Source organism: Absicoccus sp. (genome assembly GCF_034090965.1).
GTDB lineage: Bacteria > Bacillota_I > Bacilli_A > Erysipelotrichales > Erysipelotrichaceae > Absicoccus > Absicoccus intestinalis.
This window is the reverse complement of the sequence record NZ_JAXDRQ010000019.1, coordinates 1-13859: the sequence shown is the minus strand read 5'-3', so window position 1 is coordinate 13859 and position 13859 is coordinate 1. Positions and strand designations below refer to the sequence as shown.

At 39.3% G+C, this 13859-nt stretch carries 15 protein-coding genes; 3 read left to right on the top strand and 12 right to left on the bottom strand.

Annotated features, from left to right (window positions below):
• On the top strand, positions 1-474 hold a 474-nt coding region (locus SOS22_RS03035; RefSeq protein ID WP_320596282.1), incomplete at its 5' end, for a substrate-binding domain-containing protein.
• Between the two features lie 4 nt (positions 475-478).
• Here the strand turns inward: SOS22_RS03035 and SOS22_RS03030 are convergent.
• From SOS22_RS03030 to SOS22_RS03000, 7 genes are all read right to left on the bottom strand, one after another.
• The gene (locus SOS22_RS03030) at positions 479-1291 is read right to left on the bottom strand and encodes a shikimate kinase (RefSeq protein WP_320596281.1); all 813 of its coding nucleotides are present in this window, start codon (positions 1289-1291) and stop codon (positions 479-481) included.
• 80 nt (positions 1292-1371) lie between these two features.
• The gene (locus tag SOS22_RS03025) at positions 1372-2388 is read right to left on the bottom strand and encodes a TRAP transporter substrate-binding protein (protein WP_320325933.1); all 1017 of its coding nucleotides are present in this window, start codon (positions 2386-2388) and stop codon (positions 1372-1374) included.
• A 6-nt stretch (positions 2389-2394) separates the two neighbouring features.
• Positions 2395-3690: a TRAP transporter large permease gene (locus SOS22_RS03020; RefSeq protein WP_320596280.1), complete on the bottom strand. Its 1296-nt coding sequence runs from the start codon at positions 3688-3690 to the stop codon at positions 2395-2397.
• A 1-nt stretch (position 3691) separates the two neighbouring features.
• A complete protein-coding gene (locus tag SOS22_RS03015) occupies positions 3692-4240 on the bottom strand; it encodes a TRAP transporter small permease (RefSeq protein ID WP_320596279.1) in 549 nt (182 codons plus the stop codon).
• An 86-nt stretch (positions 4241-4326) separates the two neighbouring features.
• Positions 4327-5088, bottom strand: coding sequence for a type I 3-dehydroquinate dehydratase (aroD, locus tag SOS22_RS03010; protein ID WP_320325935.1), 762 nt, complete (start codon positions 5086-5088; stop codon positions 4327-4329).
• 5 nt (positions 5089-5093) lie between these two features.
• Complete coding sequence (locus SOS22_RS03005) at positions 5094-6305, bottom strand: MFS transporter (protein WP_128520088.1); 1212 nt, start codon at positions 6303-6305, stop codon at positions 5094-5096.
• 26 nt (positions 6306-6331) lie between these two features.
• Positions 6332-7207 carry a shikimate dehydrogenase gene (locus SOS22_RS03000; RefSeq protein WP_128520089.1) on the bottom strand — a complete coding sequence of 292 codons (876 nt, stop codon included), beginning with the start codon at positions 7205-7207 and terminating at the stop codon, positions 6332-6334.
• Positions 7208-7355: 148 nt separating this feature from the next.
• Between SOS22_RS03000 and SOS22_RS02995 the strand changes: the two genes are divergently transcribed.
• Both SOS22_RS02995 and SOS22_RS02990 read left to right on the top strand, forming a co-directional pair.
• Entirely contained in the window at positions 7356-8243 is an 888-nt protein-coding gene (locus SOS22_RS02995; protein WP_277633650.1) for a LysR family transcriptional regulator, read from the top strand.
• Between the two features lie 127 nt (positions 8244-8370).
• The gene (locus SOS22_RS02990; RefSeq protein ID WP_320596278.1) at positions 8371-10371 is read left to right on the top strand and encodes an FAD-dependent oxidoreductase; all 2001 of its coding nucleotides are present in this window, start codon (positions 8371-8373) and stop codon (positions 10369-10371) included.
• A gap of 41 nt (positions 10372-10412) precedes the next feature.
• On the opposite strand, the gene aroE is transcribed toward SOS22_RS02990, so the two are convergent.
• The 5 genes from aroE to SOS22_RS02965 all read right to left on the bottom strand — a co-directional run.
• Positions 10413-11288 (bottom strand): shikimate dehydrogenase, encoded by an 876-nt coding sequence (gene aroE / locus SOS22_RS02985; RefSeq protein ID WP_320325937.1) that lies wholly within the window; start codon positions 11286-11288, stop codon positions 10413-10415.
• Positions 11289-11388: 100 nt separating this feature from the next.
• On the bottom strand, positions 11389-11793 hold the full coding sequence (locus SOS22_RS02980; RefSeq protein ID WP_320596277.1) for a hypothetical protein: 405 nt from the start codon (positions 11791-11793) through the stop codon (positions 11389-11391).
• Positions 11794-11852: 59 nt separating this feature from the next.
• Entirely contained in the window at positions 11853-12974 is a 1122-nt protein-coding gene (locus SOS22_RS02975; protein WP_320596276.1) for a 5-methyltetrahydropteroyltriglutamate--homocysteine S-methyltransferase, read from the bottom strand.
• A gap of 114 nt (positions 12975-13088) precedes the next feature.
• Complete coding sequence (locus tag SOS22_RS02970) at positions 13089-13385, bottom strand: glutaredoxin domain-containing protein (RefSeq protein WP_320325940.1); 297 nt, start codon at positions 13383-13385, stop codon at positions 13089-13091.
• Positions 13386-13441: 56 nt separating this feature from the next.
• Positions 13442-13859, bottom strand: a 418-nt coding sequence (locus SOS22_RS02965; RefSeq protein ID WP_320596275.1) for a peroxiredoxin, incomplete at its 5' end; no start/stop codon positions are given.

Below are 13859 nucleotides of genomic sequence, written 5' to 3'. Positions count from 1 at the left end.
TGTACCTTGGATGATCATTTATACGATATGACCCACTTAGTAACCAACGAAGAAAAGATTCCATGTCATTTTGTCGCATCCAGCCATCATCCGCTCGCAAATCAAAAAATGATTTCGGTTGAGCAACTCATCCAATATGATTTTATCTTGACGGAAAAGAATATGAGTTATCGTCGCAAATTAGATACGCTTCTAGCTCAAAAACAACTCGAAATCAAACCCATCCTAGAATTTGCATCAACCCAAGATATTTGTGAAATCATTACGCAAAATGTTGGTATATCCTTTTTACCTGATTTTGTCGTTGAACCTTACATTGAAAAACATGAAATTGTCTATTTAGACATTCCTGAAATTCAACTCCATGTCTGGAAACAAATCTTTATCCACAAAGAAAAATGGATCAGTCCCGTTTTGCAGGCAACAATTGATTATCTTTCCAACATTCATCTACAAAAAAAGAACTCGGATTGAGTTCTTATTTTTCTTTTGCTTCTTTGTCACGATCAAACGCAATTAATTTCGCGATGATTTCATCACAAATCTGATCGGTGCTCTTACCATCGGTCGCAACAACCACATCGGCTACCGCCAGATATTTATCTTTACGTTGATTCAACAAATCGGAAATAAATTCGACATTCATATGGTTATTTAAAATTGGTCTTTCATCACTATCTTTGACACGTTCCAAAATGGTTTCTGGTGTTGCAGTCAATAAAACGATTCGACCATTCTTCTTCATATGATCCGCATTATCTGGTCGCAGGATCACTCCGCCACCACAAGAAATGATACCTTGTTTGACTTTTTGTAGTTCAATCAAACAGTTCGATTCCAAATTACGGAAGTAGATTTCACCATATTCATCAAAAATCTCGGAAATGGACATACCCTGTTTCTTTACGATCATGTCATCCATTTCAATTCGATGCATTTCCAATTTACGCTCCAACTCACTCGCAATGGTCGTTTTTCCAGCCCCCATGAAACCAATCAAGAAGACATTATAATCAAATAAAGCCTTGGCCTGAACCCGACGTGAATTCTTCATGATATATTTGAAAACATCCAAAATCTCTTCTTCAAATTCATTATCTTTTAAATATTCCTCTAAGGCCTTAGTTTGTTTCTCTTCTTGTTCTGGCTGTAAGATAGGAATACCTGTTGCTTTTTTATACGCAATGATATCTTGGATCAATTCCATTCGATCGGCTAAAGCATCAATGATACGAACATCGGTATTCCCAATCTTCTCACGAATTTCTTCTAACTGTTTTGTATCGCTCATATATTTTTCACCTCAAAAAAAATAGCCACGTTTATGTGGCTATCATTATACCTTATCTCCATTTTTCCGACAAGTTGGATTTATTGATTGGCCTCTTTCATATATGCACGCACCAACGATGCATCCACTTGTTTCTCAATCGCTTCATAGACCTTTTCACTACGCGTATCCATTTCTGCTTGTGTTGCCATATCCAACGTAATGATTTGCGTACCACTATCCTTGATTGTTTGAATACGGGAAGCAATGCGCTGATCCGACTGTTTTCGTGCATATTCTTTCGCAATCTGCGCTGCCTGACGAATGATCTTCTGTTGATTCTTTGGCAAAGACTTCATAAATTCACTTGAAACCGTCAAAGAAATCAAATGCGGTAAATGATTGGTTTCTACGATATAATCTTGTTGCTCATACAATTTATTGGAAACAATGACTTCATATGGATTTTCTTGTGCATCGATAGTTCCTTGCTGCAAACCAATATAAACTTCCGAAAAAGTCATTGGTGTTGGACTGGCTCCTAATTGTTTCCAGAACATCATATGATAGGAATTCTCCATTGTTCGAATCTTTTGTCCTTTAAAATCATCGATGGACGTGATCTTTTTATTGGTGGACATGACACGGAAGCCTTGATCGGCATAACCAAGCAATTCATAACCGCCTTCGTTGTACACTTTCTGAATTTTTTCCATGAATTCGGGATCATCAATAGCCGTTCGTACCAAGTTAATATCATTATAGACACGAGGCATATCAAAAACCGCAATATCCGGCATAAAAGTGACTTGTGGTGCTGTGTTTTGCACCACAAACGGAATATCTCCATCCTTTTGACTTTCCAACAATTCACGATCACCACCCAATACACTATTGGGATACACTTGGATTTTCATCTTACCCTGACTCAATCGTGAAACTTCTTGTGCAAACTTTTCTGCATAAATCTGGGTAACGGTATCTTCTGGACTCGATGTTCCCAATGGCCAAGCATATCGTTGTGTACCCGTACTGGCTTGGGTCCCACAACCAGCTAAGGAAAGGGATAAAATCCCACTCAATGCAAGGGCAGTTATTTTTTTCAATGGATGTTTCATTCGATTCTACCCTCCTAATAAACACAAACTGATTTGTGGAATAAATGTGATCAATAATAAGGCAATCAAGAAGATTCCAATCATTGGCATCGCCTTACGAGCAATATCCATGACTGGCACTTCCGTTAGTGAACTAGCTACAAACAAGTTGACGCCAATTGGTGGTGTCACAAAACCGATGGCTAAGTTGACGACCATCATGACACCAAAATGAATTGGATTCATACCTACTTGCGTGACAATTGGCACTAGGATTGGTGACAAGATCAAAATCGCTGGAGTTGTATCCATGACCATACCAACTACCAATAAGAACGCATTGATCACCAACAATAAAACAACCTTGTTTGTAAAGTGGGATAAGATCCAAGCACTAATGTTTTGTGGCACTTGCATCAACGTTAATACACGCGAGAAAGCCACAGCAGCGGCCAAGATAAATAAAATAGGTGCATACGTATGAACAGCTTCGACAAAGATATGCCAAATATCCGTAAATTTCAATGTCTTATATACAAACAAACTAATGATCAAAGCATAGAAGACCGAAATCACGGCAGCTTCGGTTGGCGAAGCAATACCTGAATAAATACAGCCTAAAATGATAACTGGACTCAACAAAGCCAAGAAACCATCTTTGAATACTTTTAGAAAACCGGCTTCATGCAATTCACTGACTTTCGCATCGATCTTTTCTTTATCTTCGCCATATCGTTTACAGTAATAAACGCAATATGCCATCAATAAGAACCCAATCAATAAACCAGGCACGATACCGGCAATGAACAAATTACTGACCGATTCCCCACTGGCCATCGCAAACATGATAAATGGAATGCTTGGTGGAATAATAACGCCTAAACCACCAGCTACCGCAACGATTGCAATGGAAAATCGTTTATCATAGCCCAGTTCCAACAAAAAAGGAATGGTCATAGAACCTACCGCTGCTACTGTAGCAGGGGCTGATCCGGAAATGGCTCCATAAAACAAACACGTAACTACTACAGCACACGGAATACCCGCAGTGAGTTTACCTAAAAAATAGGCAAAAATATCAAATAATTTCTTAGAAATCTGTCCATGTGCCATGATGATACCAGCCAGCACAAACATAGGGACAGCCAGTAAAGGAAAGCTATCAATACCACCCAACATGGAACGAATCACAAAACTACCACTCGCCGTAAAACTTGGATCAAACAATCCTGGCAATACAGCTACGATGCCTAATGAAATAGAAATAGGTACAGCAATCAATAGACAAATGGCAAAAATAATAAATACAACTCCAACTGACATATTACTTACCCTTTTCCTTTACTGTATCGCTAATTTCATCTGCCAATGTTCCTTCTTCTGGAAAATCCACATCCTTCTTCAATACGATTTCCATATTGATGAACCAACGCTGGATCAAACGAATGCCTGTTAAGATGAAACAAAAGAAAGGTGCTGCTTGCACATAATACATGGGAATGCCGCATGCAGGTGATAACTGACCACTTTCAATGGTTGCCACCAAATAACGATAGGCATAGGGAATCAATACCCCAAAGAAGAGAATGGAAATTGTCAAGTTCACAACTTTAAACATAGCCTCTCCACGTTTTGGAAACATTTTGATAAACTGATCGATCTTGATCGAAATACACTTTCGCGTACAAAGACTGACACTTAAAAAAGCAGACCAGATAAATAAATACCGGGTGATTTCTTCTGACCACGACAAAGAAACACCAAGTAAATAACGCGAAATCACTTGCATGCCCATGATCACTGCCATCGCAATCAGAAGGAGCACCATCAGTATTTCTTCGAGATTTTCTTCTAAATACCTCAGAACTTTCATCCTACTTTCCTCTCTGAATAATAATAAAATTATACTTAAATAAAAAGCACATGTCACGCAGAAGATGACATATGCTTCCTTGCTTTTTACAGACTCTTATGAATCAATGTTAAGATCGTATTTAGATCTTCGGCATTCATTTGACCAGGTGCTGATACTTTGCCAACCGCACCAAAGGTAGCTGCCGAACCAAATACCTCACCACACAAACGTGAAATTAATCCCGTACCTGCCATGGACATGGTGATAATTGGCCGATCTGCATAATTTGTTGCCATCTCTTCAGTAGCCGCTAATAATGTCAATACATCCTTTTTATTGTTTGGCATTACCGCAATCTTTGGGATATCGGCGCCTTGTTCCTGCATCTTGCGTAACCGCGAAACAATATCTGCTTGATCTGGTGTCTTATCAAAATCATGATTGGAAGCTACGACTTTTACATTGTTTTGATGAGCAACCTCAATGATTTGTGCTACATAGTCATCACCAGTAAAAGCTTCTACATCCACTAAATCAACCAAACCCGTTTGCGCCATTTTTTGATTCAATGCCACATAAACATCTGGCTCAATGGCTTTTTCGCCACCCTCTTTTGCGGTACGGAAAGTAAACAAGATGGGTGTGTCTTGCAAGACATCACGTAAAGCTTGCGCTACATCCTTGACTTGATCAAAATCAAATACACCTTCAAACCAATCTACTCGCCATTCCACAATGTCTAATTCAACATTCGCAAATGACTTGGCAGCAGCAATAATTTCATCTTTTGTTTGGCCAACAATTGGCACGATGATCTTCGGAAGACCTTCGCCAATCGTGACATTTTTTACTTGTACTCTATTCATCTTTTTTATCCTTGTTCTACCGAATCAACCATTTTCGTATAACGTAAGTTTACATACAATCCCAATAATACGCCAATACCAGTGATCACGATATTCATGACCATGACTTGGCTCGGTGCCATTTTTGAAGCAGCCGTTAAGATCGTATAGTTACATAAAGAAGAAGCAATCATGACCAATGCCGTTACAGTTCCTTTGATTTTTGGGAACAACATATTACATACCGAAGTCGCAATCTGAAGCAATCCACCAGCTCCAGCCCAACCAATAACAAAAGAACCAAGGATCATCAAGCTTTGTGTCTTACCAATCAACACAACGATCATAGTGATCAAGCAGATGGCAGGATACACCAAGATAAAACGAACATCTTTGATCTTACGTGTTAATAAGGCCGTCACGATCAAGGCAAGGATCGTACCAGCGGAATAATACGTTTGCATGATGGAAGGATTGGCCCAACCCACATTTTCGACTGCAAAGTTTTGCGCACAATTTAACCATAACTGGAATGTACCCGTACAAGTGAAACCAATCAAGATCATCGCAATGGATTCCAAAGAGAAATGCGTATGTTTTAAACTTTCTACTAAGCCTTCCTTCTTGCCTTCGGCTTTTTGATCAGCATCTGGCAATGGGAAGATCATTACTAGTACAAATAGAATAAGGTACGCAATACCACAAATCCAGAATAAACGATTATACGATGTCAATCCAGCAGCTGTTGTTGAAACTGTCACACCTAAGAAGAAAGGCAACAACATTTGCGAAATCGCGATAAAGAATTTGATTCCCATTGTTGCGACACCTGGTGCCGAATAGAAGATTTCGGTAACAGCTGGATAAATTCCTGTATCCAAGAAAGAGTTGGCAATACCACCAACAATGGCACAAATATACGCAATTTGATATCCACCATTTGGACCAGCATTAAACGCAAAAGCCAAACCAATCAAGTAAATCGCATAGGAAGCACTACCAATCGCAGTAGAAATACGACGTCCCAATTTATCCGATAATGGACCGGCAAATGGCAACGCGATCAATCGTCCTAAACCAAGTGCTGCCGAAATAGCTGTAATGGCCATGGCTTCCACTTGCCATGAAGCCGCAAGTGCATCTTTGATCAATGCTTGTCCTAAAACAGAGCATCCCACACCATGGATAAAGTAATTCAAGTACATGATCAATGCACTAGGCAAATATTTTTTCTTCATTTATTTGTCTCCCTTTTTCTCTTTTATTATTCGTATTTAATTCCTAAGACTTCTTTCATGTGTTCGATTGGCATATCATGACCTGTCCACATTTTGAAACCAGCAGCCCCTTGGAACAACATCATGCCAAATCCATTCATTTTCTTGCATCCAACTTCTTCTGCCATTTCCAAGAATCTTGTTTTGGCTGGCGCATATACCGTATCCGTTACGATCAAATCAGGACGTAGATACGAAGTATCTGGCAACCAAGTTTGTCCTTCCAATGGTTTCATTCCCATACCAGTTGCGTTTGCCAGTAAATAGGAATCGGCAATTTCACGACGCAAGGCTTCTTTATCATCTAAATCAAACAATTGTGCATGACAGTTTGTCTTTTCATTGATTTTCTTTACTGTTGCTTGTGCATTTTCCCAGAATTTATCATGACGATTAAAGATGGAAATTTCTTTTACGCCATCCAATGCTGCTTGGATTTCAATGGCAGTAGCCGCACCACCAGCACCAGCAATCGTCATTTTCTTACCAATGACATCGATATCATAGTCTTTCAAAGATTCCATATAACCAATTCCATCGGTGATATGTCCAGTCAATACACCATTATCATTTGTGATCGTATTGACCGCTCCACATAATTCAGCAGCTGGTGATAATTTATCCAAATATTGTCCAACCACGGTTTTGTTTGGCATGGAAACATTGGAACCAACCATTTTCAATGCACGCAATCCTTTGATGGCATCTTCCAAAGTGCTGTTATCTACTTCGAAAGCCAAATATGCATAATCAAGTCCTAAATATGCGAATGCTTCATTATGCATTGCAGGTGAACTTGAATGACGAATGGGATAAGCCATTAAACCAATCAATTCTGTGTGTCCTGTTAATCTTTCAGTCATTTTCTTTCTCCTTTTGTCTTACATGTTAAAAATTTAACAATCCATGGGTATTATAATCTAGCCATCTTTGCATTTCTAATATCATTTTTGTTGGAAATCAGTACATTCAATGTATTAATGATGATATAATTGTCGCAGGAGAAACATTGTGACATTAAATCAAATATTATATTTTCATCGTGCTGCTACATTGGAACACTTCAATTTGGCCGCTGAAAGTCTACATATTTCGGAACCCTCCCTTTCGCGATCCATTTCTTCCTTGGAACAAGAACTAGGAACATCTTTATTTGAAAAGAAGGGTCGAAATGTCTCATTGACCAAAGCCGGGCGACTTTTTTTAGAGCAAGCCACCATTATCTTGAATGATATCAGTACCGCTCGTATGCGGATGCATGAATTTACTGAAAGTGGTGGACATGTCGTCATTGCGTATGTAGCACCACTGGCCCATTGGTTTTTACCTTCTTTGGTCAAACATTTCAAACAATCGGTGGATAATCGCAATATCCAATTTAATTTTTATGAAGGATATACCGATGAGAACATCAAAGGACTTCGTGAAAAAAAATATGATTTGGTGTTTGGTTCCAGTAAAGAAGATCAACCCGATGTCACTTTTATTCCAATATTGAAACAAGAAATGGTTGTTTTATTGCCAAAAGATCATCCCATGGTCAATGAAAAATATCTTGATCATACGATCTTTTCAAAATATCCCGTCTTGTGCTACGATCCCAAAACAGGTTTAGGAAAAACAACCGTGAATTACTTCAAAGAATATAATGTCCATCCCAATATTACGAGTACCTTTCCAGATGAAGACAGTTTGGCTGCCTTTGTTGCGGATGGTTTTGGCATTGCCTTGGCCAGTGACTCCAAACCCATCTATCGGGATGATATCGTAATCAAACGATTGATCCCGGAAGAACAATTTATGCATACGATATATATGGCTTATTTAAAGCACGCGGTGCAAATGCCCGCGGTACGAAAAATGATCGAGTATGTCAAAACAAATGCAGGAGCAATGTGAGATTGCTCTTTTTTAATAGTTTTTTTGTACTAATTTTGAACAAAATAAGAATTAGACATTCATTCCCCGGTTCTTTACACTTGTAGATGGTTAATTGTTAGTATTTTAACAAGCAAGGAGAGGAAACATGAAAAGTAAGTATTCACACATTTTTTCACCATTTACAGTACAACGCATGACCACGAAGAATCGTATTGTCATGACGCCAATGGGTACAAACTTTGGTGAACATAGTGGCGAAATGAGTTTTTTACACATTAATTATTATGAACAACGTGCCAAAGGAGGCGTTGGCCTTTTAACAGTCGAAAATGCCAGTGTCTATTCCCCACAAGGATCAAACGGAACGACCCAATTACGCATTGACCGCGATGAATTCATCCCTCGTTTATTCAATTTATGCGAGCGTGTGCATAAACATGGAGCATGCATCTCAATCCAATTAAATCATGCCGGTGCCAGTGCCATGTCATCCAGAACGGGAGAACAACCTGTCTCTGCTTCTAATATTCCAAGCAAAGAAGGTGGCGAAATTCCTCGTCCATTAGAAAAAGATGAAATCTATATGATCGTTAAAAAATATGGAGAAGCTGCCAAGCGTGCCCAAATTGCTGGTTTTGATGCCGTAGAGATCCATGCTGGACACTCTTATTTATTGAGCCAATTCTTAAGTCCATTGACAAACAAGCGTACCGATGAATTTGGTGGCAGTGCGGAAAATCGAGCTCGATTTACTCGTTTAGTCATTGATGAAGTCCGCAACCAAGTGGGTCCTTTCTTCCCAATTTTTGTACGTATCAGTGCCGATGAATTCTTAGATGGTGGAAACACATTGGATGATTGTATCGATTACTTACAATATTTCGGTGACAATGTCGATGTGTATGATGTATCGGCCGGCTTAAATGGTTCCATTCAATATCAATTGGATGCCAACTATATGCCTGATGGATGGCGTTCGTATATGGCACGTCGTGTCAAGGAAGCCTATGGCAAACCAGTTGTAACCGTTGGTAACATCCGTGATCCTCAAGTTGCTGAAGATATCTTAGCTCGTGGTGATGCCGACTTAATCGGTATGGGACGTGGTTTGATTGCCGATCCAGATTGGGTCAATAAAGTCGAATTCGGACATGAAGAAGACATTCGTAAATGTATTTCTTGTAACGTTGGTTGTGCCGGTCATCGAATTGGTTTAAATCAACCAATTCGTTGTACTGTCAATCCAGCTGTCAATAGTGGTGCCGATTATTATAAACAAAAAGTCAATAAACCATGCAACGTAGTTGTTGTTGGTGGTGGAACGGCTGGTTTAGAAGCCGCTTGCACTGCCGCAGAAGTCGGTTGTACAACTTTCTTGCTGGAAAAGAGCAATCAATTGGGTGGTCTTGCATCGATCATTTCCAACATTCCGGATAAAACTAGAATGAAAGACTTCCCTAAATACTTGATCCATCGTGCTTCCAAACTACATAATTTATTCATCTTTAAGAATACGGAAGCAACGGTTGATTTGGTCAAGAGCTTAAATCCCGACATCATTGTCAATGCGACAGGTTCCACGCCAACCTTGCCACCAATTACCGGTCTTCATGATTTAGTCGATAAAGAAGGTACACGTGTAGCTACTGTATTAAAGATGATCGAACGAATGGATACCTATCCAGAAGATATGAAAGGTCAAAAAGTCGCTGTCGTTGGTGGTGGTGCTGTCGGACTTGATGTGATGGAATACTTCACTGAAAAAGGAGCCGCTGTCACAATGATCGAGATGTTACCAATCATCGGTAATGGTTTAGATCCTGTCACAAAATGTGATACCCAAACCAAAATGAAGAAATACAATGTGAAACAAATGACAAAGACCGCTCTTCAAGAAGTACACAATGATAAATTTGTGGTAAAGAATCCAGAAGGTGAAATTGAAGATGTACCATTCGATTATGGCTTCATTTGTTTAGGTATGCGTGTAAGCACTCCAGTTTTAAAAGACTTAGAAGAAGCATATGCCGATACCAATGTGGAAGTTTATAATATTGGTGATAGTAAACGTGCTCGTCGTATCATTGAAGGTACGACCGAAGGACGTAACGTGATCGAAGTATTAAAACGTCACGATTTTATGTAAAAAAAGAAAATGGATCATATCTTTGATATGATCCATCTTTTTTATTCCGCAAAGAATTTTTCTTTCACTTCTTCAACTGGCATGTCCATTCCTGTATACAGCTTGAAAGCCGCTACACCTTGCCACAGCAACATGCCTTTACCACCAACGGTTTGACAACCATGAGCTTTGGCATCCTTTAATAATTTGGTTTCTACTGGATTGTATACCGTATCCGCTACAACCAAACCTTCATGGAAAACCGACATATCATCAACCACGGACTTATCATCCATTGGTTTCATACCAACGATCGTGGCATTCACCAAGATATCACTATCTAAGATTTCCTTCTTAAAAGCTTCCTTATCCGCCAAATCGATCACATTCACTTTACATGCAGGAACCGCATCCATGATCTTTTTCGCTGTTTCTTCAATACGTGGGAAGAAAGCATCCTTAATATTGAAAATGGAAATTTCACGAGCACCATCCAAGGCTAACTGTACCTCAATGGCTGTGGCTGCTCCACCACCACCCACAATGGTGATTTTCTTATCTTTCACTTCGACACCATGATCACGTAAATTATTATTGAAACCCTCCCCATCGGTAATATGACCAACCAATTTACCATCTTCATTGACAATCGTATTGACCGCGCCAATAATCTTGGCGGCTGGGGAAAGTTCATCTACATTCTGGGCTGCCGCAATTTTATCTGGCATCGTGACGTTGCATCCACGCATATGGAAAGTCCGCATGGCTTGTAAAGCATCGGGTACTTGATCTTCTTTGATATCGAAGGCAACATAGACATAATCCAATCCCAATCGTTCAAAACTGTAATTATACATAGCTGGTGACCCCGAATGGCCGACCGGCGATCCAATTAAAGCTAATAATCCTGTTTTTCCTGAAATTCTGTCTGTTGTCATAAACGTCTCCTTTTATTATGTAGGTACATCATATCAAATAGAGAATTCGATTTCCATTGATTTTGAAAATATTTTCATTTTTGTTTTCAGTTTTGTTACATTATCGCGTGTGCAACGAAGCCAAAAAGGCCAAGTAACAACCAAAATCGCCACAACGTTTACGGAAATACTTTCCATCTTTTTCGTAACCAATACGATCTCGCCATGCACAACGATATCCCATCGAACGAAGATAATTCGCTAATTCATCCAATTCATAGATCACCTTATTGTGTTTTTTGGTTCGCTCATCATTCATCGCATGATTCTCTTCCTTAGTCTGTATCGCCCATTTGGTACGAATATCCATATATGAGATACCGGCACACAATAAACGATGATAATATTCAAGTGCAATCAGATCCTGCCCAATCTCCATGATCATTTGATCATGAATTTGTGCCACATCATCAATAGTAAAAGCTTCTGGTTTTGTTTCATACGTACGAATTGTAAAAATCTCCATGTAAATCACCCATACTTATTATAGTCCTTTTCTTAAATAAATTAAAAAAACTGCTGATATCAGCAGTCTTTCCAAACCTCTTCGGCAATTGTTTTGATCAAGCTCAATTTTTTCCATTGATCCTCATCCGTAATTTTATTTCCCTCTTCCGTCGAAGAGAAACCACATTGTGTAGATAAACACAATTGATCCAATGGTACATAGGTTGTTGCTTCCTGAATACGTGCTTTCACAGCTTCGGGATCTTCCAATTGTGCAAATTTCGAAGTAACCAATCCCAAGACGACTTTTTGATCTTGGATAAAGGATAATGGTCGAAAATCACCCGAACGATCTGAATCATATTCTAAGAAGAAACCATCCACATGACAGTTCTTAAATAGAATATCTGCGACTGGTTCATAACCTCCACTTGAGAACCAAGTAGAACGGAAATTACCACGACAAATATGCATCGTGATCGTCATATCATCTGGCTTGGCATCGATGATCTGATTGATCATCTTGACATATTTACGACCTACTTCATCCACATTGATTCCTTTTTGGGCATAATTCTTTCGTTTGGAAGCATCACAGAATTCACCCCAAGACGTATCATCCAATTGTAGATAGCGACATCCTAAATCATAAAACGCATGAACCGCTTTGATGTACGCTTTCGCAATATCATCCAATAATACGTCTTCATTATCTTTATATCGATCGATTGGTTGATACGTATCACTGGAACGTACACACGCAATCAAATGCAACATGCTTGGTGAAGGAATGGTTTGTTTCAGATCCACATCACCGGCAATGGATTTTAAATACGCAAAGTGAGATAAGAAAGGATGGTCTTCAGGAAAATCTACTTTATCCGTAAACGTTAAAGTGGCTCCTTTTGGCTTATCTCCCTTGAATTCTACCGACCAATTGGTTTGATCCACATGTTGAACACCATCTAATTCTTCCAAGAAATCCAAATGCCACATTCTTCGACGAAATTCACCATCGGTCACTGCTTTTAAACCAACGGCCTTTTCTTTTTCGACCAATTCTTTGATGGCCTTATCTTCAACCGTTGTTAATTCTGCTTTAGAAATAGCTCCCTTGGCATATTGAGCGCGCGCTTCTTTTAAGTAGGCCGGGCGCAAAAAACTACCTACGATATCATAACGATATGGTCTTTGACTCATACTTCATTCTCCTTTTCAGTATCTTAACTTTACCGCAAAAGGAGTTATTTGAATAATAGTTAATAATTAGTTCATTCATAGTTTTAAACTATAACACATACAAAAAGAAAGAGCCTAACAGCCCTTTCCATCTAAACCACAAGCTTGACCTTCTTGTACCGGTTCTGCTTTTAAATACCCACGCCAATCGCGTGTCCATGTCCCATCATCCAAGACCAATGTAGGAATCCCAATCTGTCCTTTTTCCTTCACTTCATCATATTGTGGATCTTGATCACGATGTTGAAGAAACATCTTTAAATTCGCCAATGAAGCATTGATATCGACAAACTCATAATCGATTCCCTTTTTATCACAGAAATTTTTTGCCTCGATACAATGTGGACAAAGATTTGAACCAATGATTTTCATAAGGTACCTCCTGGTTTTACTATACCAAATATCCAAATATAGCTCTATTTAAATGCTCATAGTTTTCCTACTAAATCGATGCCTGGTCGAAGTGTTTTTGACCCTGGCTTCCAATTCGCTGGACACACTTCACTTCCATGGTCTCGAACAAATTGACAAGCCTCTACTTTGCGCAAAAGCTCAGCCGCATTGCGTCCCACACTACCAGAACTCACTTCATACGAAACGATCTTGCCATCGGGATCAATAATAAATGTGCCTCGTTCGGCGACACCATCCGCTTCGATCAGAACCTGGAATGCTCTAGCAAGCTGATGGGTCGGATCCCCAATCATTGGATAGGTTACTTTGGCGATAGCTTCTGAATGATCATGCCATGCCTTGTGTACATACTCGGTATCACAAGATATGGCATAGATCTCACAGCCAATTTCTTTCAATTGTTCATAATGATCTTGTAGATCTTCTAGTTCG

Coding starts and splice junctions, on each gene's coding strand:
- SOS22_RS02975 (WP_320596276.1), bottom strand. CDS start 12,974: ATGAGTCAAAGACCATATCGTTATGATATCGTAGGTAGTTTTTTGCGC.
- aroD (WP_320325935.1), bottom strand. CDS start 5,088: ATGAATAGAGTACAAGTAAAAAATGTCACGATTGGCGAAGGTCTTCCG.
- SOS22_RS02970 (WP_320325940.1), bottom strand. CDS start 13,385: ATGAAAATCATTGGTTCAAATCTTTGTCCACATTGTATCGAGGCAAAA.
- SOS22_RS02990 (WP_320596278.1), top strand. CDS start 8,371: ATGAAAAGTAAGTATTCACACATTTTTTCACCATTTACAGTACAACGC.
- SOS22_RS03025 (WP_320325933.1), bottom strand. CDS start 2,388: ATGAAACATCCATTGAAAAAAATAACTGCCCTTGCATTGAGTGGGATT.
- SOS22_RS03005 (WP_128520088.1), bottom strand. CDS start 6,305: ATGAAGAAAAAATATTTGCCTAGTGCATTGATCATGTACTTGAATTAC.
- SOS22_RS03000 (WP_128520089.1), bottom strand. CDS start 7,207: ATGACTGAAAGATTAACAGGACACACAGAATTGATTGGTTTAATGGCT.
- SOS22_RS03030 (WP_320596281.1), bottom strand. CDS start 1,291: ATGAGCGATACAAAACAGTTAGAAGAAATTCGTGAGAAGATTGGGAAT.
- SOS22_RS03020 (WP_320596280.1), bottom strand. CDS start 3,690: ATGTCAGTTGGAGTTGTATTTATTATTTTTGCCATTTGTCTATTGATT.
- aroE (WP_320325937.1), bottom strand. CDS start 11,288: ATGACAACAGACAGAATTTCAGGAAAAACAGGATTATTAGCTTTAATT.
- SOS22_RS03015 (WP_320596279.1), bottom strand. CDS start 4,240: ATGAAAGTTCTGAGGTATTTAGAAGAAAATCTCGAAGAAATACTGATG.
- SOS22_RS02980 (WP_320596277.1), bottom strand. CDS start 11,793: ATGGAGATTTTTACAATTCGTACGTATGAAACAAAACCAGAAGCTTTT.